This is a genomic window from Pedobacter sandarakinus (assembly GCF_026240095.1).
In the GTDB taxonomy this organism is placed as follows: domain Bacteria; phylum Bacteroidota; class Bacteroidia; order Sphingobacteriales; family Sphingobacteriaceae; genus Pedobacter; species Pedobacter sandarakinus.
Map to the genome: position 1 here is coordinate 928,926 of NZ_JAPIVG010000001.1, position 26,334 is coordinate 955,259.

General features: G+C 39.1%; 20 protein-coding genes. 11 read left to right on the top strand and 9 right to left on the bottom strand.

The annotated features are described in order from the left end of the window. Nucleotides 1-8: 8 nt before the first annotated feature. Together OQ268_RS03955 and OQ268_RS03960 are read right to left on the bottom strand one after the other, a co-directional pair. Nucleotides 9-3,179: a SusC/RagA family TonB-linked outer membrane protein gene (locus OQ268_RS03955; protein WP_265854796.1), complete on the bottom strand. Its 3,171-nt coding sequence runs from the start codon at nt 3,177-3,179 to the stop codon at nt 9-11. Between the two features lie 175 nt (nt 3,180-3,354). Next, complete coding sequence (locus OQ268_RS03960) at nt 3,355-5,850, bottom strand: M14 family metallopeptidase (protein ID WP_265854797.1); 2,496 nt, start codon at nt 5,848-5,850, stop codon at nt 3,355-3,357. Nucleotides 5,851-5,935: 85 nt separating this feature from the next. On the opposite strand from OQ268_RS03960, the gene OQ268_RS03965 reads away from it, so the two are divergent. Next, the gene (locus OQ268_RS03965) at nt 5,936-7,234 is read left to right on the top strand and encodes a UDP-N-acetylmuramoyl-tripeptide--D-alanyl-D-alanine ligase (protein WP_265854798.1); all 1,299 of its coding nucleotides are present in this window, start codon (nt 5,936-5,938) and stop codon (nt 7,232-7,234) included. 71 nt (nt 7,235-7,305) lie between these two features. On the opposite strand, the gene OQ268_RS03970 is transcribed toward OQ268_RS03965, so the two are convergent. The 5 genes from OQ268_RS03970 to OQ268_RS03990 all read right to left on the bottom strand — a co-directional run bounded on the left by OQ268_RS03970 (nt 7,306) and on the right by OQ268_RS03990 (nt 14,311). Beyond that, on the bottom strand, nt 7,306-10,140 hold the full coding sequence (locus tag OQ268_RS03970; protein ID WP_265854799.1) for a TonB-dependent receptor: 2,835 nt from the start codon (nt 10,138-10,140) through the stop codon (nt 7,306-7,308). Nucleotides 10,141-10,281: 141 nt separating this feature from the next. Next, on the bottom strand, nt 10,282-10,725 hold the full coding sequence (locus OQ268_RS03975) for a gliding motility lipoprotein GldH (protein WP_265854800.1): 444 nt from the start codon (nt 10,723-10,725) through the stop codon (nt 10,282-10,284). Between the two features lie 13 nt (nt 10,726-10,738). Continuing rightward, nucleotides 10,739-12,271, bottom strand: a complete 1,533-nt coding sequence (locus OQ268_RS03980) for a PSP1 domain-containing protein (RefSeq protein ID WP_265854801.1) — start codon at nt 12,269-12,271, stop codon at nt 10,739-10,741. A 2-nt stretch (nt 12,272-12,273) separates the two neighbouring features. Beyond that, on the bottom strand, nt 12,274-13,422 hold the full coding sequence (locus OQ268_RS03985; protein ID WP_265854802.1) for a DNA polymerase III subunit: 1,149 nt from the start codon (nt 13,420-13,422) through the stop codon (nt 12,274-12,276). A 157-nt stretch (nt 13,423-13,579) separates the two neighbouring features. After that, nucleotides 13,580-14,311 (bottom strand): DUF3575 domain-containing protein, encoded by a 732-nt coding sequence (locus OQ268_RS03990; protein ID WP_265855158.1) that lies wholly within the window; start codon nt 14,309-14,311, stop codon nt 13,580-13,582. A 195-nt stretch (nt 14,312-14,506) separates the two neighbouring features. Between OQ268_RS03990 and ruvX the strand changes: the two genes are divergently transcribed. The 7 genes from ruvX to OQ268_RS04025 all read left to right on the top strand — a co-directional run bounded on the left by ruvX (nt 14,507) and on the right by OQ268_RS04025 (nt 19,350). After that, nucleotides 14,507-14,923 (top strand): Holliday junction resolvase RuvX, encoded by a 417-nt coding sequence (gene ruvX / locus OQ268_RS03995; RefSeq protein WP_265854803.1) that lies wholly within the window; start codon nt 14,507-14,509, stop codon nt 14,921-14,923. A gap of 9 nt (nt 14,924-14,932) precedes the next feature. Then, nucleotides 14,933-15,568: an O-methyltransferase gene (locus OQ268_RS04000; RefSeq protein ID WP_265854804.1), complete on the top strand. Its 636-nt coding sequence runs from the start codon at nt 14,933-14,935 to the stop codon at nt 15,566-15,568. A gap of 28 nt (nt 15,569-15,596) precedes the next feature. Further along, entirely contained in the window at nt 15,597-16,265 is a 669-nt protein-coding gene (locus OQ268_RS04005) for a glucosaminidase domain-containing protein (RefSeq protein WP_265854805.1), read from the top strand. A 30-nt stretch (nt 16,266-16,295) separates the two neighbouring features. Next, nucleotides 16,296-17,132, top strand: coding sequence for a glucosaminidase domain-containing protein (locus OQ268_RS04010; RefSeq protein WP_265854806.1), 837 nt, complete (start codon nt 16,296-16,298; stop codon nt 17,130-17,132). A 93-nt stretch (nt 17,133-17,225) separates the two neighbouring features. Beyond that, nucleotides 17,226-17,936 carry a hypothetical protein gene (locus OQ268_RS04015; RefSeq protein ID WP_265854808.1) on the top strand — a complete coding sequence of 237 codons (711 nt, stop codon included), beginning with the start codon at nt 17,226-17,228 and terminating at the stop codon, nt 17,934-17,936. Further along, complete coding sequence (locus OQ268_RS04020; RefSeq protein ID WP_265854809.1) at nt 17,933-18,256, top strand: hypothetical protein; 324 nt, start codon at nt 17,933-17,935, stop codon at nt 18,254-18,256. Before OQ268_RS04015 ends, OQ268_RS04020 begins: the two co-directional genes overlap by 4 nt. Nucleotides 18,257-18,348: 92 nt before the next feature. Continuing rightward, nucleotides 18,349-19,350 (top strand): DUF3078 domain-containing protein, encoded by a 1,002-nt coding sequence (locus tag OQ268_RS04025; RefSeq protein WP_265854810.1) that lies wholly within the window; start codon nt 18,349-18,351, stop codon nt 19,348-19,350. A 19-nt stretch (nt 19,351-19,369) separates the two neighbouring features. Here OQ268_RS04025 and OQ268_RS04030 read toward each other — a convergent pair whose 3' ends face one another. Beyond that, complete coding sequence (locus tag OQ268_RS04030; RefSeq protein ID WP_265854811.1) at nt 19,370-21,790, bottom strand: DUF5916 domain-containing protein; 2,421 nt, start codon at nt 21,788-21,790, stop codon at nt 19,370-19,372. Nucleotides 21,791-22,218: 428 nt separating this feature from the next. Here OQ268_RS04030 and ffh point away from each other — a divergent pair, with 428 nt between their 5' ends. The 3 genes from ffh (at nt 22,219) to OQ268_RS04045 (ending at nt 25,965) form a co-directional block, all read left to right on the top strand. Continuing rightward, complete coding sequence (gene ffh / locus OQ268_RS04035; protein WP_265854812.1) at nt 22,219-23,559, top strand: signal recognition particle protein; 1,341 nt, start codon at nt 22,219-22,221, stop codon at nt 23,557-23,559. 207 nt (nt 23,560-23,766) lie between these two features. Next, nucleotides 23,767-25,305, top strand: coding sequence for a YifB family Mg chelatase-like AAA ATPase (locus OQ268_RS04040; RefSeq protein ID WP_265854813.1), 1,539 nt, complete (start codon nt 23,767-23,769; stop codon nt 25,303-25,305). Nucleotides 25,306-25,590: 285 nt separating this feature from the next. Beyond that, a complete protein-coding gene (locus tag OQ268_RS04045; RefSeq protein ID WP_265854814.1) occupies nt 25,591-25,965 on the top strand; it encodes a hypothetical protein in 375 nt (124 codons plus the stop codon). A gap of 71 nt (nt 25,966-26,036) precedes the next feature. Here the strand turns inward: OQ268_RS04045 and OQ268_RS04050 are convergent, their stop codons facing one another. Beyond that, entirely contained in the window at nt 26,037-26,285 is a 249-nt protein-coding gene (locus OQ268_RS04050; protein ID WP_265854815.1) for a hypothetical protein, read from the bottom strand. Between the last annotated feature and the right edge of the window lie 49 nt (nt 26,286-26,334).

Here is a 26,334-nt window from a genome sequence, read left to right on the forward strand (position 1 = left end):
CCTAAAAATTAAAGTCCAACTCTTAAATTAAGACCAAACGTACGTGATGAAGGTAGTTGACCACCTTCTTGCCAAAAATTCTCAATTTCCGATGGATCTACTCCATATTTCTTACCTGGAGCTGAAATTAACCATGCATTGCCCATCACAAAACCTAGATTAGCAGATTTTAAGAAACCAGTCCTAGCTAATATCTTGCTTGGTAAATTGTAGCCTAATCTTACTTCTCTTAATTTTAAATATGATGCGCTGATCATGAAAAGTTCGCCAGATCCGGTTTGCATACCATTATAGAATGCGGTACTAGCATCAACATATCTAGTATTAGGTTGTCCGTTCGCTAAAACACCTGCAAACTTATAACCACCACCTTGCGATACTGGTAATCTCCAATCGATACCTTTATCATTCACCCCAACTGTTTCTTGCGACAGACCACTACCCATATTAAATGCACGGGTGGTTGAATTAAATAGTCCACCCTTTTGGAAGTCTAAAGAAAATCCTAAGTCAAAATCAAACACCCTTAGTGATGAATATGCACCACCATTGAATTTAGGACGAGCATATCCAACAAATTGATTTGTGGTAGAGGTGGGTAATCCGCTTGAAGCAATAATCACATTACCATTTGCATCTCTGTTCCAGGTACGACCTAAAATATATCCCCATTCTTCGCCTTCACGTAAATTTAATGTGTTGTTAAAGAATGTACTTGTTTCATAAATTACGTTTGTCTGTTTATCAGTAATTTTGTTAACAATTGTTTTTGACTTACTAAAGTTCAAAGTTAAATCCCAACTTACATTTTTCGATTGGATAGGTGTACCAGTTAAGCTAAACTCAAAACCTCGGTTCGTTAAATCACCAGCGTTTATTAAGTTACTAGTATATCCAGTTGCTCCATTCAATGTTACTCCTAAGATTTGGTTCTTATTCTGATTTACATAGTATGCAAAATCTAAACCAATCCTGTTTTTGAGAAACTTGATTTCAGACCCGATCTCAAAAGAGTTTGTTTTAGCGGGAATGATTCTACCATCTCTAAATTCATTACCTATTGCTAAAGAAGGATTAGAACCGTATGCTGGAGCCGTGTTATACTGAAGGTTAACTCTATATGGATCTACGTCAGAACCAACTTGTGCATAAGCTAACCTTAATTTACCAAACGAAACTATATCTTTAACACCGGAAGGCAGGAATTCTGAAAACACAAAAGATGTCGAAACTGATGGGTAGAAATAAGAATTTAAATCAGGGGCAAAAACAGAAGACCAATCGTTTCTAGCAGTTACATCCAAATAAATAAAATTTTTGTATGCTAATGAAGCTTTACCAAAAACACTCCTCACTTCTTTTTCGTAGTATGTATTAGTAGTAATTGGACGAGCTAAAGATGCGGCTATATTAAAATAGTTTGGAAAGCTTAAACCACCTGCAGTTTCCATATTGATTCTTTCTCTCTTTTCGTGACGAATATTACCAGCTGCCAATGCGTTCAAAGTGAAATCGCCAAAAGTTTTATTATAAGTTAAATTTAACTCATAGTTAAACTCAGTATCTGTCCAATTTCTAGTTTTGAAATAGTCTTGTTGTAAACCTCCGGTTGCCATTCGTTCATCACCAGCTTCGTTATTGATATTACCTCTCAAGAAACCAGCAAGTGCTAAGCCACTTCCCAAATCATATTTCAGACCTAAATTTCCAACTAAACGGTTGTTCCTTTGCGTTCTATAGTTGTTATTCACTACCCAGAAAGGATTATCCCAATACTGTGGAGTAGTAATTGAAGCCAGATCTCCGGTACCATTTGGGTTACCAATATTCCACGAGGTAACTGTTCCATCAGCCAAAACCTGATTATCTCTTAGATAATTCATATCTAACTGACGTTGAAACCATTGGTTAAATCCTTGAACAACATTTAATCCATCGTTACGGTAAGTTTCATAAGGCTGACCAATCCTATTTTCTTTCGCAAACTGGAAATCAGTTGAAACTGTAAGCCTTTTAGATACATCGTAAGAGCCATTTACGTTTAAAATATTCATTGAACGGTTTGCGTTATCCTGAACCAAGGATCTTGTTTGGTTTGTATATCCCACACGAAGGTTATAACCTTCACCGCCTGTCGTAAATGCAATACTATTATTATATGAACCGCCAGTCCTCAAATAATCTTGAATATTATTAGGCTGAGCAGTTAAAGGCACTAGTTTACCGAAGTCAGCACCAGGATACCAGCTGTAGTAAGGACGGTAAAGGGTTGTGCCATCTATTTTCGGACCAAAACTTGCGTCTGCTCCATAATCTAACATATTTTGACCATTAAAAGAAGCCCAGGCCGCTGGGTGAATTGCTGGGTTATAAACAAATTTTTCGAATTGACCTGTATAACCGCCAGCGTATTCATTCTGATAGTCAGGAAGCAGTGAAGTTTTTTCAATGGCAACACCTGAATTTACTTCAATTGATGTACCGCCTTTTCTGCTACCTTTCTTACTTGTGATGATTACCACACCATTATAAGCACGTTGACCATATAGGGCAGTAGCTGCTGCACCCTTTAGAACAGTGATACTCTCGATGTTGTCCATGTTAACATTTGCTTGATCTGCAGGCGTTCCATCTACAACAAAAAGAGGTTGCCCAACAGTAAAGCCATTAATACCACGAACAATAACTGAAGCGTTATCAAACGATGAACTTGGAGAACCGTTTAATTGCACACCAGCTACCTTACCAGCTAAGGCTGTACTGATATCGGTATTTTTTGCAATAGTTAATTTTTCACCTTTAATTTCTGTAGCGGCATAACCTAAAGCTCTTGCCTCTCTCTTTTCTCCCAAAGCAGTAACTACCACTTCTGATAGAGAAGTTGCATCAGCATTAAGAACAACATTAATTACGGTTGCAGATCCGATTGTTCTTGTTTGCGATGTAAAACCAATTGAGCTAAAAATTAAAGAAGTGGCCGAAGATGGTGCTCTTAAGGAGAATTTTCCATCTGCACCAGTAACGGAGCCTCCAGAGGCACCCGAGATTTTCACACTCACTCCCGGGATCGGCAATTTGTCGTCCGCAGATGTGACTGTACCTGTGATTGTTCTATCTTGAGCCATCGCAGAAATTGCAATAAACGTCAAAATGAACAAACTCTGTAAAAGTTTTTTCATGTTTTAAAATAGGTTAGGTAATGATTTCAATAATTTGCTAAAGTATAGCTACTGGCCTATAAATTCAAATTTATTTTAACAAATTTTAACTTTCTATTTAAAACATTACACAACATATTGTTATTAGGACTGAAAAGCCAGACTTTGCGGTTATTCAAATTGACCATTTACGATATTAATACCTGCAGAAAACAATATTTCCGAATAGCGTTTTCCCAGATTCCCAGAAATTTCTAAATAATGGGTCGTTAGCTAGATAAACCACCTGTCCACGGCCGAATTCCTGAACGCCGATAACTAAGCCCGTTTTTAATTCTTCCCTCACTTTTTTTCCTACAATACCGGCAACAAAGCTTTTTTCATTTAAAGCACCTACATTCCAGCCATTTACAAAGGGTTCGTAAATTTTGCGATCTGTTTTAAGAGTATAATATGTATTTCCCAAACCATACGCGAAGGGATGGGTGACATCTAGGTTGACTTTATAGATGGCTCCAGGAATGGCAAACTCGTAATCATCTTTATCCTTATCCTTGAAAAGCAATTTACTAGGTTCTGGCTTCGCATCCTTTTTTACTGCCAACTCTTTCTTTTTAATATCGAACCCCTTTTTATCAATAACGCTTTCTATAGCGTCTTCCATAAGTACCAGTTTGCCACCCTTGTTTAACCAAGCAGTTAAACCATCTCCAATAAAAGTACTATAATCTCCATCTGGCAAAATGAGCGTATTCACTTTACTTATGTCTAAATTGTTGATATCCCTTGCGTTAATAATGCTTGGTGTAAGATTTAAATCGTGTTCTAAATAAAACCAAACCTCGCCAAAGGCCAGCGATGAAACCTCGTTTCCAGAAACAATAGCAACTTTAGGCTGCTTCAATATCGGATAAACATTAGATCCAAAATCTTTTCCTTTCTCTACAAAACCACTAGTAATGCCTAGTACAGGCTGACGAAATTTGTTGGCTACTGCAACTACCTTAGTTCTTAAATCTTTAACTGATCTTTCGTTTTCTACTCTTAATACAATCAATGTTCCCGCAGGATAATCTTTCCCGGAAACGGTAAAGGGTTGGTCGGCCTGACGAACTTTTATATTCGCTTTCTGTAGTTGGTTTAACACTTGTGCATTTTCTGCAGCACCCCACGCAAATAGCCATGCCAATGGTTTTTCTATATCATTTGAAGATTCTTCAGCGATAGCTAACGTCGGAAATTTTCCTTTGAAACTTTCTTTACTGGCGTAACTCTTTAAGCCGTACACATAGGGTAATGCCCAGGCTGTTATATCATAAGTGTTGGAGTCGGTAACATAAGTTTTCGGCTCTAAAAGCACATTTGCGAGTACCGCTCTAGGCTGTTGCAGGTTTACAATAAGATCATTTCTGCCAACACTAAAGCTTTCGTCTTTCTGGGTGTCGTAATCGTAGCCTCTGCCGGTTTTATCTCCACCGTAGGCAAACTCAATCTTGTTTTTCTGTAATAATTCGGCAAGTTTTTGTTGTCTTGATGGATTATTAGCCTTAATAACATAGGTTTTATAGATGCCTGGCGGGTTACTTAGCTCTTGCTGAAAATACTTTTTATATTCCGCTAATAACTTATCATGATTCAATGAAGATACCTCAACTGTCGACATTCCGGTTGTGAAATGATGCGCAATTCGGTCTTTTAATGTTAGCGTATCACCATCATTTGTCACAATAGACAATCCAGCTCTAATTCCTCCTTGTTCATAAGTCATCCCAATAGATCCATTATAAAGAGGATAGGTATCGCCATAAGATGGATATAGTAAATCGAACCTTTCTTTGGTAAAATATTGCCACCCTTGCTCATCAAAATACTTTGCATTATTTTTTCCAACCACTACCTGAAAACTTTTTTGCCACGGGGTAATGTCTTGATGAACTGGTTCTGCTGCTGGTGCAAAATAATAGGGTTCATTATAGCTTTGCTCATGAAAATCTACATGAATTTGTGGCATCCAACCGTTATACAATGCTAGTCTTTGCTGACTTTCTATCTGGGTTTGCCAAGCCCAATCGCGATTTAAATCAAAGTAATAGTGGTTAGGCCTTCCCCCCGGCCAAGGTTCTATATGCTCTCTTGCAGAAGGATCTGAGTTAGGTGTTTTGCCCACTACGCTATTGAAATAATTTACGTAGCGATCTCTGCCATCAGGATTTAAGCAAGGATCGATTACTACGATTGTATTCTTCAACCATGCGGTTGCCTGTGCGTTTTTACCAGATACTAAGGTGTACAACATCTTCATAGCAGTTTCTGTAGAGTTCGCCTCGTTACCGTGTACATTATAACTAAGCCAGGTGATTACAGGTTGGTTGCTAAGGTCGATACTAGCGCTTGTACCGCTAGCCAACATTAAATTGTTGGCTTTAATTTGTTCCAACCTGGTCATATTCTCCGCAGATGATATTATTGCTACCATCAATGGTCTGCCTTCATTGGTTTTGCCGTACTCAATTAATTTTACCAGATTAGGTGCTGTGGAAGCTGTTTGCCTAAAATAATCTGCTACCTTATAATGAGGTGTAAAATGCGCCCCAAGCTCATAACCTAAAAACTCATCAGGAGATTTAACTTGTGCTTTGATGGAAAATACCGAGAGTAAAAGGAGTAGGCAGAACGCTAAGCTTTGCTTCATAGAAGTTTAAAATTTATCTAATGTACAAATTTTGTTTTTTGTTGTGATGAAAGCTTAATTTTACCGAACAATTTTTTTGATAAGCATGACTACAATTGATAAGCTATACGCTTACTACCTCCAGAAACCTATTATTTCTACAGATACTAGAAGCATTACTCCTGGATGTATCTTTTTTGCGCTGAAGGGAGAAAATTTTAACGCCAATACCTTTGCTCAACAAGCTATTGAACTTGGGGCGGCTTTTGCAGTTGTGGATGAGGAAGAATACGCTGATGCTAAATGTTTATTCGTTGAAAATGTTTTAAATGCGCTTCAAGAATTGGCTCGCCATCATCGCAATCAATTAAATATTCCAGTTATTGGCTTAACAGGGAGCAATGGCAAAACCACTAGCAAAGAGTTAATTAATGCTGTTTTAGCATCACGATACAAGACTTTTGCTACAAAAGGAAACCTGAATAACCATATTGGTGTGCCGCTTTCTATTTTATCGATTACAAATGATATAGAAATCGCCGTAATTGAGATGGGGGCGAATCATCAAAAGGAAATAGAATTGCTTTGCAGCATTGCCCAGCCCACACATGGAATTATTACTAATGTTGGAATGGCTCATTTAGATGGGTTTGGTGGATTTGAAGGTGTGAAAAAAGGAAAAGCCGAACTGTACGCTTATCTCAAAGATACAAATGGTTATACCTTTATTAATAACGATAATGAGCATTTGCTGGAAATGAGTCGCACTGCTGCTTTAACCAAAATAATCTATTATGGAACCGGAAGAGGTAACACAATTAAGGGAGCGCTAAAAACCAGCGATCCTTTCATAGCAGTAGATTGGACTAACCACGATGTTGAAAGCAGCGTGCTAACCCAATTAACAGGTAGCTACAATTTCGAAAATATTTTAGCCGCCATCTGCATCGGCGATTTTTTCGATCTTAGTGCAGCAGAAATAAATGCTGGTTTAGGTAACTATCAACCAAAAAATAACCGTTCTCAACTTACTAAAACTGACAGAAATACCGTAATCTGCGATTTTTACAATGCTAACCCAAGTAGTATGAGCGCTGCATTAGATAATATTTCAGTGTTAACTGCGCAGAAAAAGATAGCCATTCTAGGCGATATGTTTGAACTTGGCCCTGAATCTGTTGCGCAACATCAAATTATAGCTAAACAAGCCATTAACAGCGGTTTAAGTGAAATTATTTTTATTGGGAAATCCTTTTTCGAATTCAAAGACCAATTTAGCGCTCAATTTTTTGAGAACCCTAGTGAAGCAGCAGATTACCTTAACAAAAATAAAATTAAAGATAGTCTTATTCTACTAAAGGGTTCTAGGGGCATGAAGCTTGAAATCCTATTGCAGTATTTATAATCAAAACGGTATCTCTATGAACAATAAATGCCAATGCGGTTAAGCACTGGCATTTATTATATTCTTTTCTTTTAGAATGTACAAGAAACTTTACCAAAGATATAGCGTCCATTAAATCCGAATTGGCTAACGGCTCTTGAGTATAGAAATCTTCCATTTGAGGTATTATCTAAATTACCTGTGTAATTACTACCAGCCACTCCACTTAAGTTGTTTTCGCTATTCCGGGGATTGATATATAGTTGATCTGGATAAACATCAAAAATGTTGTTAGCCCCTACCGTAACCGCCCATACTTTACTTACCTGGTAATTTACAGAAAAATCGCTAACCCACTTAGCTGAGAAGGTTTGGTCTAGCTGAACGGGCAAACCATTTGCCGGAATATTTGGATCGATAGCGTTCAAATAGGTAACCTCCCCAAAACGAACAGCCCTTGCAATAATGCTTAATTTATCAATATTTAAAGTTCCGGTGATGTTTAATTTATTTTTTGGAACTGAACTTTCAAATCGCGAACGCTCTAATCGGTCGAACAGTCTTGCCTTAAGCGTAGCATCATTTTCGATCTTGTCAGAACCTTGGATACTCCTTACAACTGTTTTATTCACATTACCAGCAACACTTAAAATAAAATTGCTTTTAGCACCTAAGTTAAATTTATTCGTTAACACCACATCTAAACCGGCGGTATTGGTGGATATTGCATTCGTAAAGAACTGAACACTATTTATTTGAGCCGTGGGATCAACAGTATTTAAGATCGCTGCAACTGCGGGCGTCGATCTGGTGTATTGTGATGAGAAAACAATACGATCTTGAATATCAATATTGTAGGCATCAATTGTAAAGGTGAAAGTTTTAGCAATTTTTCCAGCCAATCCTATGCTCCCTGATTTTGAAATCTCTGGCTTTAAAGAACCAATACCAAACTGACTAACAATTGGATTATCATTGTTTACCGTTAGCACTTGGGTAGCATTAACCCCCACAAACTGTGTGCTCTCATTATTAAAATACCGCTGGTGTAAAGATGGTGCTCTAAATCCCGTTGCATAAGCTCCGCGAACAGAAACATCGCCAATAAGCTTAACTTTTCCTGTAAACTTATATGAAAAATTCGACCCGAAATCGCTGTAATTTTCATAACGCCCTGCAGCGCCCAACAAAACACTTGGTCCAAATTCTGCTTCAAAATCGGCATAAGCACTGGTGTTATGTCTAGATTTATCTAGTGCATTAGATGGCTTAAAACCGGGAAATACCTGAGCGCCCGATGCGGTGGGAGATGTTCCAATTAAACGACCACCATTTGCGTACGACCATAATTCTCCTTCTTTTATTTGATAATTATCTATTCTAAACTCTGCACCAAAAGCTGTATTTAATGAGGTGATAAATGTGCTCTCGAATTTATGCTTCTTGCTGAGATCAAGATTAGATGTATTTTGCCTGAACAGTAATTTTCCTGCATAAAAAGAAGTGGGGCTTGTACCGGTTGGCAATGAAGCATTTACCGTGTTATTAATATCAAATTGGATGGTATTTTCTCCACTGGTATTACTTAAATCATAATCCCAAGTTCCAATTTTCCCTTTAATACCTGCCGAGAATGAATAATCATTTATTTTGGTATCAATAAAAGGAAGGAAGCCATTTGGGTACAAAGATAAATCTACCTGTGTAGTTTGTGTTGGCAAGCGATAGAAGCCAGCAGCACTACCTGTTTTATGCGTAAGCCCTGCAGCGAAATAGACTTTGGAATTTTCACCCACGTTAAATTCGCCGTTCAGAAAACCGCCTCCATTTTGCGAATCAGAGTTTCCAACACGCATGTTGTTTCTGTCTAAACCGTTAGCGGCTGCCCGGGCGTTATCAATCGCCTTTAGGTTGGCAAAACGAGTTTGAAAATCAGCTTCAGTTTCTGTTGCACCCTTTGTAGGGCTTGCTGAATACAATAGCGGACGTGTATCTAGTCCTCCACGGTTAGTATAATCACGCTTTAAATATTGAGCAGAAAGATTGATAAAACCTTTATTGTTATTGAAAGCCCAACCTTTGCTAAAATCTGCCTGAAAAGTACGACCATCACTAAAATCGCGACCAATGGCGCTTGAACTTGATTGTCCGAATGAGGTTGAAATGCTATATGGGGTTGCTGCTTTAAGTACAATATTAATCACTCCGGCAATCGCATCAGACCCATATTGCGCTGCTGCACCATCTCTTAAAACTTCAATTCTTTGAATTGCCGATACTGGTATAGAATTCATATCTGTACCTACCGTACCGCGGCCAAATGTACCATTGATGTTCACTAAAGCGGTGGTGTGTCTACGTTTTCCGTTTACCAAAACCAATACCTGATCTGGCCCAAGCCCACGTAGAGATGCCGGATCAATATGATCTGTACCATCTGCAACAGTTTGTCTGTTGGAACTAAAAGATGGCGCAACGAAGTTTAAAATTTGAGTGATGTCTGTTTGAGCAAAAGCCTTGACGTCTTTAGTTGAAATTAAATCTACTGGAACAACGCTTTCAATATTTGTTCTTGGTGATGACCTTGAACCGATTACAACTACATCTCCAAGGTTCGATTTGGTTTCTAATAATATAAAATCCAACGTTTTGTTGGCATTACCGATAGCTACATCCTGGTCAACATTAATATATCCGGTAAAACTAACCCTAACCTTGTAGTTTCCCGCAGCCGGAAACTTAAGGGAATACATACCATTTGCATCGGTGGATGTGCCGATTTTCTGGCCAAGAACCTGCACGCTTGCGCCGGGTATCACCGTTCCTGTAGAATCAGCAACTTTACCTTGCAAACTTTGAGAAAATGCCTGACTAGAAATTATTAGAAAAAATAGAGGGAGGGAGATTTTAAGTAGTTTTTTTATCATACGTTATTGTTTAGTTAACAACAAGTATAACAATTTTATTACAAAAACAAAGCCTGGCCAAAAAGATAGCAATTTCTACCCGAATTTTTCTTGGCAAAAGACAAATTAGGATTGAAATAAGCTGTTATTAAGGCAGTTTCATCATTTCACCTCTTCAACAAGAATACCTGTATCACTTATTTCCACTAACGGGTTATCTCGCATATTTTGCTCGATGTCTATTTCAAATTTCCCGCTTTGCGGAAACCTAAAATTGGTTTGAAGTGGAAGGAGGTAGCTGAATACGTTGCCAGAACCACTACCAAGCCATTCTCCATCATTTTTTGCTAGCTTGTATTGGTAGCGCTTGGTAATTATTTGTTCGCCTAACTTTAAATGGACAAGAAGATAAATGTTAGCATACTTGTAATCAGCGGTATGCCTTAGTTTAAAATAAATGTTATACGGTTTCGAATGATCTTTAATCTCGAATTCGGTTTTTATATGGTTTCGATATGTCCACTTCCGTTCTGGAATTTCAATATTACTATCTACTACGCTAGTTGTACAGGCAACCAAGGTAGATACAAATAGAAAAAACACCATAAGGTTTAAGAATCTACGATTCTGAGGTAGGTTTATTTTCTGAACCATTGTTGTTATTTCGGCGATTATTGTTCTTTCTCCGGTTGTTTCTATTTTTATTTTTGCTTTGCTCTGGCCTCAAATTATCTGAAGCAAGACCATCCGTTGTACCTGCAGGCTTTTCTGTTGGCTGCTGTGGCTTCGGCCCATTATTTTGAGGTTTTGGCTGCTGCTGCTTCTGAGCAGATTGTTGTGATCTCGGCCCGGCTTGCTGTGCCCTATTGCTATTGCTTTGACCCTTTGAATTCGCCTGCTGAGGTTTTCCGCTTTGAGCCTGTTTGGCGCCCTGTTGAGGTTTGTTAGTATTAGATGGGCTGTTTTTTTCCCCTTGTGGAACGCGCTCCCTTCTATTTTGATTATTTCCTCTATTTTTTTGGTTTCTATTTTGATTATTCTTGCCCCTAGAACGTTCGTCCAAGCGAGTCAAACTATCTTGTCCCACTACATTTTCGTAATCGAAAGATTTTTCGATCACCGCAGGAGCAGCGATTTGAACCGCCTCTTCTTTCAGGTTCGGCGCTTTCTTACCTGCTTTATTCATAGCCATGATTTCTTTCACCCGGGTTGCTTTAACCGGAATCCAGTTTTCATCACCTTGGTAACTAAACCACATTATTTTTTTAAAGATATCGGTTTTTTGATGACGGGCATATCCAGCTTCCGTATCTAAATTTTCAATACGATCAGGAATATCTTTTAAAGCATCGAGATAAGTATCAAGCTCGTAATTTAAACAACATTTAAGCTTACCACATTGGCCAGCTAGCTTTAAGGTGTTTAAAGATAGATTTTGATAACGAGCAGCAGCCGTAGATACTGTTTTAAAGTTGGTTAACCAGGTAGAGCAGCATAGCTCACGCCCGCAAGAACCAATTCCCCCTAATCTCCCAGCTTCCTGGCGCATACCAATTTGACGCATTTCGATTCGGATTCGGAAACTTTCGGCCATCTTTTTGATTAACTCTCGAAAATCTACGCGACCATCAGCAGTATAAAAAAAAGTAGCTTTAGTTTTATCTGCCTGATAATCTACATCGCTAATCTTCATCGATAAACGAAGGTCAAGTGCAAGTTTTCGGGCTTTATGCATGGTTTCCCATTCCATATCCTTGGCTGCATTCCATTTTTCTACGTCGGCCTCTGTTGCCTTACGATAAATTTTCTTGGTAACCTGATCGACTGTTGTTTTGCGTCTTTTCATTTGTATGCGCACCAGTTCGCCAGTAAGCGATACATGCCCTACATCGAAGCCTCCTGTTGGGCCTTCTACAGCAACCAACTCGCCAATTTCCAAATAAATATTATCGCTATTTAAGAAAAACTCTTTTCGCGAGCCCTTAAATTTAATTTCTGTAACCTGAAAAGGCTTATAATTTGAAGGCATATCTAAATTAGATAGCCAGTCGTGTACTTCCATGGTTTGGCACCCAGTGGTACCACATGAGCCATTACTTTTGCATCCATTAGGGGTGCAACCACCACCTGTTGAACAACTTCCACATCCCATAACTAATTGTATATATATTGAGTCCCCGTAGGGAGCGTTTTAAACTTGATAATTTTTACCAATTGTAAAGATACATCTAAAAACAGAATTTTCGGGTTTGCATTCCTTTCAATGTGGTAATGTGCCTTTTCCAATTCGGCAATTATAGCCTCTGCCATAGGAAGTGTTAGCACATGTGTACTTAGTTTTTTTGCCGTTTCTAAGGTTAAGGGAGGCAATTTTACCATTTCTTCGGCACCACTAAGAATTAGGCAACATTCGCGTAAATAATTTACACCGTACTTTAAAAAGTTTTTTTGGTTTTCTCTTCCCCATTTGGCGGCGTCATCAGTAAAATCGATTAAATCGGGTACTTTATTGCCAAAACCCATGCGCAGCCAAGCGGTAAACGTACCTGAACTATCAGCTTGCGTATCTGCAGCAAGTGCTTTAGCTTCAATTAAGTTTCCATCGGCCAAGAAAGCATAATCTACAGCCTGGTGTGTGGTTAAACCATTGCGGCTAACCAGGTAATTTGAAACTTCATCACCAGATAATTTCGGAATTTTAATAATCTGGGTACGGGAAAGGATAGTTGTTAAAATTTGATCCTGGCTTTGTGCAATTAAAATGAATAATGTATTTGCAGGTGGTTCTTCAATTAACTTCAGTAATGCATTACCAGATTTATCGAGGTACTCTGGCAGCCACATAATTAAAACTTTGGTATCGGCTTCAAATGCTTTATAGCTTAGTTTCTTAATAATATCGTGGCATTCTGCAATTGGAATATTCGCTTGTTTGTTTGCGGCTTCCAGTTTCGAGCGCCAAATATCCATGTCAAAATATGGATCTTGCAATACCATATTGCGCCATTCATCAAGCACATCTGTAGCAACTTTTGTACTCGCAGAAGCGAAAAAAGGGTATGAGAAATGTAAATCGGGATGGATGAGACGTTCATATTTTCTGCAACTGGCACATTGCCCGCAGCTATCGCTATCGAGCTTATCTAAGCAGTTAACATACTGCGCATATGCAATTGCCAGCGGTAATGCTCCAGATCCGGCAGGAGACAAGAACAACTGCGCATGGCTTACCCGGTTTTCTTTAACCGTTTGCACCAATTGTTGCTTAACTCTGCCTTGCCCTGTTATTTCTTTAAATTGCATTTGGTGCAAAATAAGAAATAGATATGAGAATAGCACATTTGGCTATGCGAAGTTTAGCAGAGGAATACATTTTTAAACTTAGAAGACAATGCTGTTATTGAATTGGCCGAGGTTAATTAGCCGCACCCGCTATGGAATTAGGGTGCGGCCAATTAATTTAAAATCTATATCCAATACCAATATTAGCACGTATACCTGCCCATGGCTCCTTTAGATCTACAACAGCACCATTCGCATTAACGGTAGTGGTAATGGTTCCTACTGGCAAATCTATCCCCGCTAACTCATCTCTCAAGGCTTGTTGCTCATTAGCATCTAAGTTTTTAGTGCCTTTTAAATTTCCATTTGAAAATCCATATTGTGGCCCAAAGATCGACCAATCTAAATATACCTTTTTAGCAACAGCCCATTGCGCACCAAATAGCACACCAGCGGTGAAGGTATTAAGCTTGCCACTTAGGGGGATTATTTCTGCCACGTTGTTTGAAGTAAATTCATAATTAATAGAAGCATTGTAGTTTGCATACCTTAAGAAAGGTGCGATATAAAAACCGTTAAAAACACCTTTACCTAAGTAGAATTTTATTTCTGGTGTGATGGCAATATTACCCATTTCTAAACTTCCGAGCTGATCATCGATACTATCGAATGAAGAGCTAAAGGGTAATGAGCCTTTAGGCATAACCCGTAGACCCAAGCCAACGCTTGTTTTTCCCCAAACTGCTCTTTCATACTGCACATTTATTGTCTTCATAAAAAGAGATGGGAGATTTATTTTAACAAGGTTCTTTTCGGCGTCTGAACCTGGTGCTGTGTTCTTAGTTTGAGCTAAATATTCTGTAGTGAGAAAAGACCAACTAGAGCGGTCGCAATTAAGATTTTTGAAAATTTCATGTCATTTAATTTAGTTTAAAACCTTGAAACAAATTCAAGACCCTAAATTACGCGACTCATTATCAGCTCATTAAATTAATCAATGTCACCATCTACGTAGCGTTTATTCCCCTGGTGTATAACATATTTCTCAAAATCAGGGCTATAGTGATAAAATCAAAAAACCTTACCTTTGGAGCTTTTAATTTCTATGGCTCGAATTTTAGCTTTTGATTATGGCACAAAACGTATCGGTATTGCGGTAACAGATCCATTGCAAATCATTGCAACTGGATTAACAACGGTGCACCCAAAAGATGCAATCGAATATATCACAAAATACCTTGGTACAGAAGCTGTTGAGGCATTTGTTCTCGGCGACCCCAAACAAATGGATGGGTCTCCATCGGAAAATAAGCAGCATGTAAAAGGATTTTCTACCCTACTAAAAAAGGCTTTTCCTACTGTGCCACAACACTGGGTAGATGAACGCTTTACCTCCAAGATAGCTCAGCAAGCCATTATGCAAAGCGGATTAAAAAAAATGGATAGGAGAGATAAAGACCGTGTCGACACCATTGCAGCCACTATTATTTTACAATATTTCATGGAAACCAACCGTTTATAAACCCAACACATGAGCCTGATAAACGACGATTTGCAACTTTTACTGCTTAACTACTGTGAGCCAGAGAGCGAACTGCTACAACATGTAGATCGAGAAACGAATCTTAAGGTGCTCATGCCCAGAATGATTTCTGGACACTACCAGGGTCGTGTGCTTAGCATGCTTAGTAAAATGATCGCCCCCAGGCGAATCCTGGAAATTGGGACATTTACCGGTTATGCAACTTTATGTTTAGCTGAAGGTTTAACAGCAGATGGTTTGCTTTACACTTTAGATATTAATGTAGAGCTAGAGGATATGGTGAGAAATCATTTCTCTAAATCTAAATTCGATCCCCAAATTAAATACATCCTCGGTGACGCTACGAAAACAGTTAATGAGTTAGATGAAATATTCGATATTGTATTTATTGATGCCGATAAAAAAAACAATGGCACCTATTACGATTTAATTTTCGACCGCGTGCGGCCAGGCGGAATTATCATTGTAGATAATGTACTTTGGAGTGGAAAAGTGCTGCACGAAAAACAAGATAAAGACACCAAGAATATTAGTGGCTTCAACGATAAGATAGCAAACGACCAGCGAGTGGAAAAATTAATACTTCCTGTTAGAGATGGTTTGTTCATCATCAGAAAAAAATAACCGCCAGCTATTAACCTAACTTAAAGGGATGAAATTAGTAACGTTATGTCTGTTAGTTTTTAGTGTCGCTTTTGCGAAAGCACAGGCTACAAACGAATACATTGAAACGCATTTAGCGTACGCTCAAGAACTAATGCACGAACATAAGATACCTGCCAGCATTATCTTAGCAGTGGCAATTCATGAATCTGCTGCTGGCAACAGCAATATTGCGCAACACTTCAACAATCATTTCGGGGTTAAAGGCCCAAACAACTCTACGATGCGTTCCGCGTACCGAAATTATGAATCTGTAGAGGAATCTTATCATCACTTTGTGGAAATAATGGAATCCAGAGCTCCGTTTAACGCACTTTTTGAAAAATACGATCAATACGATTACAAAGGCTGGGCTAGGGGAATTCAACGTTCCGGATATGCCAGCAGTCGCACCTGGGCTTATCAAATTATTGCCTTAGTAAAAAAGTATGCCCTTTACCAATATGATGAAAGACCAGACGATTATATAGAGCCGGTTTATGCCCCACCTGTTTATCGGCGTAAAAAAACAGCGAAGACTGTTACAAAATATACGGTAAGGCCTGGCGATAACTTAAGTGTTATTGCGAAAAAGAAGGGTGTTACCATAAAATCTATCATGCAAAAAAACGGATTAAAATCCTCAAAACTGAAACCGGGTCAGAAAATTAAACTGTAATTTACGCCTATAAATATTCCAGCAATACCAATGAAATTTAATTTATCATATTTAGCCTTAGTTGTTATTTTTTTAAGCTCTTGTGGCACTAGAAAATACACGCAAAATAATAAGCAAATAGAAAAAGCTGCTAACAAAGCCAACAACAATAGTTACAAAAGCTACAATACGCTAAGTTATATCGAAGAGTTTAAAGGCGTTGCTATAGCAGAAATGAATTCGGATGGTATTCCTGCTAGCATTACCCTTGCGCAGGGCATTTTAGAATCGGGTAGTGGAAACAGCGACCTGGCCAAGTATGCGAACAACCACTTTGGTATTAAATGTACATCAGACTGGAAGGGCAAAAATTACTTTCGGGATGACGATCAGAAAAACGATTGCTTCAGGGTATATCAGGATGCTAAAGAGTCTTTCAGAGACCATTCTGAGTTTTTAAAACGCAAACGATACAGCTTTTTGTTTCAATTGGATAAAAACGACTATAAGAGCTGGGCACAAGGGTTAAAAACGGCTGGTTACGCCACTAATCCTAAATATCCAGATTTAATTATTGGAGTGATTGAGAAATACCAGCTTTATCAATATGATCAGCCTGAGAGCGAAAAACAAAAAATTGCTCGTGAAGACCGGGTTTTCACACAAATAAATCAGAACATCCCAAAAGAAAAAGAAAAATTTTCTCCTGTTGATACACCGCCGCCAGGGGCTAAACCTATTGTAGCCGATGGCACATATACCGTTGTTAAAGGAGATACTTTATATAACATTGCAAAACGCTTCAATTTAACCGTTGATGAGCTCAAAATGCTGAACCAGTTAACCGCAGATGCAATTAAATTAGGCCAGGTGCTTAAGGTTAAATAATGTTAACATCAACACTTAGCGGTAGGATATTTGTAGTTTTGTAGATAGATGAAACTTTTTGCGGCCTTCTTCTTTCCTTTTTGCTTCATAACGATGCTCGCTTCTGCTCAAACAAAACCTGTGCAGGGCATTGTAATTGATAGAGAAACTAAGCAAAGATTGGCGAAGGTTTATATCTACAATTTGCGCACTGGCGACGGACTTTATAATAATACTAAAGGCGAGTTTAATACCATTGCTCTTGCGGGCGATACTCTTGTTGCTGCTCTATCTGGTTATGGTGTAGATACGATTGTATTTCGCGGTCAGTCTGCTGCTTATTTCCAGTTAAAATCTTTGGGCATACGGCTTAGAGATGTCGTTATTCAACAAAAGCGGCTAACCCCGCAGCAGCAGTATGAGAAATCTGTTCAGGAATACCGCTATCAAACCATGAAGGGAAGTTCTAAGGATCTGCTAAACCTTGGCACTGGTGGTGTCGGTTTAGGAATAGACGCCATTTATAACCTACTTAGCCGACAAGGTAGAAATGCCCGCCATTTACAGAAAATTCTCGAAAAAGACTATCGTGAGGATTTAATCGACTACCGTTTCAACGTCACGTTAGTGCAACAGGTTTTAAGTATTAAAGATGATGAGCTAACGGATTTCATGCAGCAGTATCGCCCAACGTATCAGTTTGTGCTCGATGCAGACGATTATTCTTTCAATGTGTTCATTAAAAATGCCTATAAAAGCTACAGACTTAACCCTAAGGCACTTCAACTGCCAAAACTTCCTAAGTTAACCATAGAAAAACTTTGAGGACGCCAATTTTAATCATAAAAAGTTTGCCTGTAACTGGGATGGCTATTTTTCCTTTTATCTTGCTAAAAGGTGAAATATTAAAAAAGGATTTGGTAATTATTAATCACGAAAAAATTCACCTCCGCCAGCAATTAGAACTTCTCATTTTACCCTTCTACATTTTATACCTGGGAAATTACCTGTATAATTTAATTCGGTTTAAAAAGCATCATAGCGCATACCTCAACATTGTTTTTGAGCGAGAGGCTTATCATCATGAAGGCAACCTTAGGTATTTAAAGCAGGGCAATTGGTTTGGTTGGTATAAGTTTATTTAGCCTTCTACCCTTTGGATGAAATCGTCTAAAAACGCATAATCATTTCACTAAAACCTTTTTATGTATCAATATTTTCTTTTTCTTTGTAACCAATGAAGAATCGTTTAGCTGCCCTATTCCTTATTCTAAGTTTCTGCTCGTTAGGTTTACATGCACAGGAAATTGATACTATTCCCATCAATACCAAAGACCTTAACATCAAATTAAAAAGAAGCCCGCTACCTAGCAGGCAAGGCCCATTAAATTTCGAACCGGTAAAAATTCCACCTTATATTGTTGATGCAAAGGTAAATTACTGGAAAACGAAAACAGCTATTGGGCTTAACATTAACCAGGCACAATTTAGCGACAACTGGAAAGGTGGCGGTGTTAACTCTATTGCGGTAGGCGGTTTGCTTAACTGGAAAGCCGAGTATAACAAAAATAGCTACAGCTATGTGAGCGAAGTTATTTTACAATACGGTAAAATCAAGAATAAAGACCAATTGCAGAAGAAAACCAACGACCGTATTTTCTGGGATAACAAAGCATCTTTTCAACTTTCTAAGAACTGGTTTTTTTTCGGTTCCCTCAACTTCGAATCTCAGTTTGATAGTGGTTACAGGTATTTTAAAGATGGTAACGGGGAAGAGCAGCAAGTACTAATTTCCAAATTCATGTCGCCAGGATATTTAACAGAGTCTATCGGTTTCGAATATAAACCAAATAAATATTTTTCTACTAGGATTGGTACCGGTACTGCAAGGCAAACTTTTGTTTTGGATACTGCTGTTTACGATAATAAGAAAAATGTTTTTGGTGTAGATAAAGGCAAACATTTTAGAAACGAACTTGCTTTTCAAATAGTAAGTGCCTTTGATAAAGAAATTTTTAAGAACACTAACCTTAAAGCCCGTTACGCAATGTTTATTCCTTATGAAGACATTGCCGTTAAACGCGTAGACCATCGCCTTGATGTTGCCCTAACAGCAAAAATCAATCGCTTTATGAATACCAGTTTAACAGGTGTTATTTTATACGATACAGACACAGACAAAAAAGTACAAGCTAGCCAGACTTTGGCATTGGGCTTTGCCTTCGTTTTCCCGAGATAGTACTTTGCAAAGGGCTATACTAACTTTTCTTGTGTTTCTTTTTTAAATCCAGATAGTCGATAAAGTACAATACCTTAACAGATAAGCTGTTATTTTGCGGCGCATTTAAGATACCGTTTAGATTTTTATTGTAACGCTGGGTATAAAAGGTATCGTAGGTTTCGGCGGAATCTTTGTAGGAAAGAGAAAGCGTGCTGCCGGGTGCAAACTGCCAGGTATAAATTAAATCAACATTAAATACGTTATAGTTCCTATCCATTCCTGCTGGTGGCATACCATTGAGGTCTGTTAAGTTTCCATCAGGTTTGAGCAAGTAGAAAGCATTATTTCTTCTATCGCTCCAATAATGGCGTAACACTACAGTAACACCCATTAAATTGGTGAAGGTATATTTGGCATCAAAAGAATTTTCTACTGTTCGCCTGTCGTATTTAGAAAAGATCGATTGGCCACCTTGTAGAGCTACCCAGTTTACATAGTTATAGCTTGGGTTAAAGCCCAAGTCTAAACCAAAGGCCACTTTATCATTCAATCTTAAGTTCTGGAAAAAATAGAAATTATAACTTCTCCCCTGGAAAAGTGCTTGTGCAGTATATCTTGCATTGCCGCCGAAATTATACGCTTTGGCTCTATTTGTATTAAAATAAAGCCCAACGCCGGCACTTGCTGGGGCTTTGTAAACCGCTCCGTTTCTGGCCTCATAAAAATCATTTTGTTTATCATCTGCATTTATATCCAATTCTGCAGACCATAAATTTTTAAACCTAACATACGAGCCGGTTTCTATGCCAAAACTTTGATAATCGCCGGGCATAGCCCTTCTTGAGTACCTAATATTTAACCAGTTTTGCCATTCATTGTACCATTTGCCAGGCTTAAAAATATTATAACCGAAACCTAACCGTTGATCTAGAAAGTTGTTGTTAGTGAAAAAACCCATATCCGAGGGGTCGAATTTATTATCGGCATAAACCTGGTTATAGTTCCAGGTAAAGTTGCCACTTTGCTTGCCAAATCTAAGTGTGTAGCTAAAACCTGTGCTGCTTTCCTGCCCCCGCAAATAGCTCATTTTGCCATTGGCATTTAGAAAGTACTTATTATTCTTATTATTAAGATTTACAATAAAAGCACTCACATTGGCATCGTAAGCCGATCCCTGGCGAAGTACATTGGTGTTGATGAATGTTGCAGAGCTGTTGTTTTTCAATGATTGATCGAAAACAAGGATGTTATAATTAGTAAGCGGTTGGGTTTCAACTTTCCGTAGGTTTCCTTGCTGGTCTTCTACTTCAGTTTGCATGCTGTTTGTAATGGCATTGAAAATACCAATTCCTAAGCCCTTTGCCGTTCTTCCTGATATCTTGGTAGCGTTTAAAACTTTGGCTTCGGTTTGGTCTTTCACAATTTTATCGCTACTGCCAATAGCCGAATAATTATAGTAAGAGGGGATCGACCCAATGCGTTTCGAATAAAACAAATCGCCTTTGTTAAAGAGCTCCGTTCCTTCAGTAAAAAATTGGCGATTCTCATTAAACTTTACCTCGAATGGCGTCAGGTTGAGAATTCGGTTATCAGACTGCACCTGACCAAAATCGGGAACGAGGGTCATATCTAATGTGAAACTGTTATTGATGCCATATTTAACATCCATACCGCCATTAAAACGCGAAGTGGTATTTTTTACGCCTGGTAAGTTCAGGGGGTAGTGATTAACATAACCAGAAATATATGGCGAGAAAGACAACCTAAGTGGTGGCTTAATATCTTTAATGCCCACCCATAGTCCCTCCTGGTTGATAAAACCATTCATTTTGGGGTCTACAAAATTCCAGAAAGTTTGTACGTTGTTGCGTTGGGTTCGCCGACTAAAATTTAGGCCCCAATTTTGCACATCCTTGCTCGAAAAACGCAACGCGGAATAAGGAATTTTCATCTCGCAGGTCCAACCTTTATCATCTAGTTTAACTGCGCTTTCCCAAACCGCATTCCAATTGGGGTCTTCATCACCAACCTGCGAATATTTAGCATCGAATTGTACTCCTGCAGCGGTAACAAAAAAGCCATTGCCATTCATTTTGTCGTAAAAAGGATCTACAATGATTGAGATAAAATCTGCATTACCAATGTTATCCCTTGACACCAGCTCGTGTGATACACTATCGGGATGGTCGTACATACGGGCATAAACATAAATGGCAAAGTCATCATAAATTACCTTCATTTCTGTACGCCTGTCTTTTGGCTCTACCCTCCCCGGGTTAGGACGAAGCTCTATAAAATCTGTAGCCAATGGCACATCTACCCAACAAGCATCATCTAATATACCGTCTATTTTAGGATTAACCGTTGCCCTAACAGCCTTGAGTTCTCTTTGTACAACTTGCTGGGCCTTGGAATAACCAAAAATTAATAAAAAAAATAGTGGTAAAAAGCGTTTCATTCGTTTGGTTTTAACAGGCATAAGACGCACAAGCAAAGCAAATGTTGCAACAGCAAAGAGAAAAAGATGATTTACGGTTGCAAGAGAGTAAGGATCAACCGCTTTGGTTTGGTTTAGACTTGCAAGGTTACCAACAAAAATTGCTAGCTTTTTATATGCTAGGGCCAGGCGGCAAGTATTGGAGGCATTCTTGATTTTGATCTTGTACCGCTGTACCTAAACCCGACCTTAACGAGATGCCCCGATTTTTCTTCGGGGCAGAAGTGGGGGCGGGGCTTAAAGCCGCCAAATGCCCGAAACGTACATTTCCAAAAAAACATTTTTGGGTTTGAGTTGCAAAGATTTACGGTCAAAAATTGATACATTTGCCTTTTATTAAAAACAAGTAGCCTATACTTTACAGTAGCAGGCTTTTAGCTTAAAAAAAGATGTTTGATAATTTACAGGACAAGCTAGACAGAGCATTTAAAGTATTAAAAGGACAAGGCAGCATTACCGAAATCAACGTGGCAGAAACCATGAAAGAGATTCGTAAAGCACTATTAGACGCCGATGTTAACTATAAAACGGCCAAAGCATTTACAGATGATGTTAGGCAGAAAGCACTGGGGCAAAACGTATTAACTGCGGTTTCGCCGGGCCAGTTGCTTACCAAAATTATGAACGATGAGCTTGCTGCCCTAATGGGTGGTGAGGTTACCGAACTTGAAACGAAGGCTAACCCAACAGTTATTTTAATTGCGGGTTTAAATGGTGCGGGTAAAACCACCTTTGCCGGTAAATTGGCTTTGCACTTAAAAGGGAAAGGTAAAAAACCTTTATTGGTTGCTGGCGATATGTATAGGCCTGCGGCGGTAGATCAGCTAGAGGTTTTGGGTACATCTGTTGGCGTATCAGTTTATGCAAACCGCGAATCTAACGACCCGGTTGGTATTGCATTAGAAGGTATTGCACACGGTAAACAAAACGGAAATAATGTCATCATTATCGATACTGCCGGGCGTTTGGCAATCGATGAATCGTTGATGAATGAGATTTCTGAGGTGAAGGCTAAAACCCAGCCTCATGAAATTCTGTTTGTGGTAGATTCGATGACCGGGCAAGATGCTGTTAACACTGCAAAAGTGTTTAACGATAGGCTAGACTTTACCGGTGTGGTTTTAACCAAGTTAGATGGCGATACCCGTGGCGGTGCTGCACTCTCTATCAAATCAGTGGTAAATAAGCCGATTAAATTTATTGGTACAGGCGAAAAGATGGAAGCATTAGATGTTTTCTATCCAGACCGTATGGCATCGAGAATTTTGGGTATGGGTGATGTAGTTTCACTTGTTGAACGTGCCCAGATGCAGTTTGATGAGAAGGAAGCTGCAGAATTGCAGAAGAAAATCCGCAAAAACAAGTTCGATTTCAACGATTTCTACAGCCAGATTCAGCAAATTAAGAAAATGGGTAACATGAAAGATTTGATGGGCATGATTCCGGGTGTAGGCAAAATGATGAAGAATGTAGACATCCAGGATGATGCATTTAAATCTATTGAAGCGATTATTAATTCGATGACGCCATTTGAAAAAGAAAACCCTGATGCCATACAGCAAAGCCGTAGACTTCGTATTGCCAAAGGTTCTGGAAGCAAAGTTGAGGAGGTTACCAAATTGATTAAACAGTTTGAAGATATGCGCAAAATGATGAAGCAGTTTTCTAACCCGGCAGCGGCAGCAGCCATGATGAAGGGAATGCCTAAAATGCCTTTTGGTAAAAGATAATTTAATGCTTAACAAAAGCAAGAAAATCCTAACCCGCAACGGTTAGGATTTTTTTTTGCAGGTAGTGTGATAGCACTAACCCCTAGCTGCAATAAATGATTCCGCCGTTGAGATCAGCAGTAAATTAAATAAATGTTTATATCTTAGTAAGACCCATTACCCATCCCCGAATAACATAACATCCCGTTTTTATTTCAGGAAAATTTAATGCTTGTAAAAACGTACGGAAGTGCTGTATTTGGTGTAAATGCTTTAACCATAACCATTGAGGTGAGCATTAGCGCTGGCAACAAATATTATATGGTGGGCTTGCCAGACAACGCAGTAAAGGAAAGCCTGCAACGGGTAGAAAGCGCTATCCACGTTGCGGGCTTTAGAATGCCAAGGCAAAAGATTGTAGTTAATTTAGCTCCTGCTGATATCAGGAAAGAGGGTTCTGCTTACGATTTGCCAATCGCCATTGGAATTCTTGCCGCCTCGGGGCAAATTCCTGCAACAGCATTAGATCACTACTTTATTATGGGCGAGCTCTCTTTAGATGGCGCAATCCAACCCATTAAAGGTGCTTTGCCTATTGCTATCCAAGCAAAACAAGAGGGTTTCAAGGGTTTCATTCTGCCGCTGCAGAACGTTAGGGAAGCTGCTATTGTAGATGGTTTAGTAGCTTATGGTGTGGAAACATTGGCCCAGGTAATTGCTTTCTTTAATAAAGGCGAACCCTTAAAACAAGTAAAAATTAATACTAGAGAGGAGTTCCTTAAAAATATTGGCAATTATGAACACGACTTTGCAGATGTAAAAGGACAGGAGAATATTAAGCGGGCTTTAGAGATAGCAGCTGCAGGTGGGCACAATGTAATATTAATTGGTCCGCCGGGGGCAGGTAAAACCATGCTGGCTAAGCGGTTACCCACTATTCTACCCCCGTTGAACCTGTATGAAGCATTAGAAACTACGAAAATTCATTCTGTAGCTGGCAAACTATCTGCAGCCGATGCACTGATGACAGTTCGGCCGTATCGCTCTCCACACCATACCATTTCTGATGTTGCCCTGGTTGGCGGTGGCATGAACCCCGCACCAGGCGAAATCTCGCTGGCCCACAATGGTGTGTTGTTTCTAGATGAATTGCCAGAGTTTAAACGAACGGTTTTAGAAGTAATGCGGCAACCACTAGAGGACCGGAAAGTAGCCATTTCAAGAGCACGTTTCTCGGTTGAATATCCTGCCAGCTTTATGTTAGTAGCCTCTATGAACCCATGCCCATGCGGTTTCTACAACCACCCCGAAAAGGAGTGCGTATGTGCGCCTGGCGTAGTACAAAAGTACCTCAGCAAAATCTCTGGCCCACTGTTAGATCGTATCGATTTACATGTGGAGGTTACACCTGTTAATTTTTCGGAGCTGGCCTCCACCCGCGAATCTGAAAAAAGTGAGCTCATAAGGGCTCGTGTAATTAAGGCTAGAGAAATTCAAGATCATCGCTTTGCAGATAAGGAAGACTTACATTACAATGCACAAATGAGCCCGAAAATGGTACGCAAAGTTTGCCAGATAAGCGAGGCAGGTACTACGCTGCTAAAATCTGCCATGGAAAGATTAGGCTTGTCTGCACGTGCTTACGATAGAATTTTAAAAGTAGCCAGAACAATAGCCGATTTAGACGGAAGCGAAACAGTAGAATTAGAACACTTGGCAGAATCTATCAATTACCGCAGCTTAGATAGAGATGGCTGGGCGGGGTAGCTTACACCTTCCTTAAGCATTTCCACTATAGTAAACAGTATTGCCGCCACCGTTAAAAGTGGACCTTAAAAAAATTGGCTAGAATTGCCAACAGTTCGGTCGCGAAACAAATTGCTGTAGGCCAACTCATTACGCTGCATATTTTTCGAGTAAAATAGGCCCACAACCTGCGGGAGTTATAAAAGCCATGGCTGCTTTGGCATGGTGGTTGCAAACAGCATGGTTCATATTTATTAAACAATCGGTACTACCTACCGAAATATTTTAAATGAAAAACATCATCCTATGAAAAAGACAATTCAAGTTTTTAGCATGCTTTTAATAGCATTAACCGTTTTAGTTTCTTGTAAAAAAGATACAGACCCAGCAGATAAAGATTTCTTTGTGGGCACCTACAACGGAAACGTATCGTACAGAAACGGTGAAACTACCATTACCAGCAGTGATGGTAAAGTAACGGTTAGCAAAGTTGGCGATACCTACAATTTCTACTTCGGCAGCAACATTCCAGACATTAAGGGGGTTACGTTCGAGAAAAGAGACGACAACACTTACGTAAGTGTGGGCTCTGGCCTAACCGGCATCACGATTGATAATAATTCCTTAGATATGCTGGTAATCAAAGATGGCCAAACATGGACAGCAGATTGTTCCAGGTAATTAAAAGGTAATTTAACCCGGGCAAGCAGCTGAAAAACGGCAGCCTGCCCGGGTTTTTTATTTACGAACAATTACAGTTCTTCTTCCTCATCTTCTTCGGGCACATAGTTTTCTATCGCCTGCCCAATAGCGTTCACCTCCTCATCTTCCTCGAAAATCGGCAACTCGGTCTTATAATCCATCTTTAACCAAATAGAAGAAGTGTCTTTTTGAATTTGGATATATTCCTTACCGTCTTTAAAAATGGTGTATTGATCGTTTCCTTCTGGGAAAACCGAATAATTTACAGCACCAATTTCAACATCAAATGGTTCTTGCATAGCATTTTTTTAGCAAAGATAAGGGTTTAAACGGGCAGTTTTTAGCGAA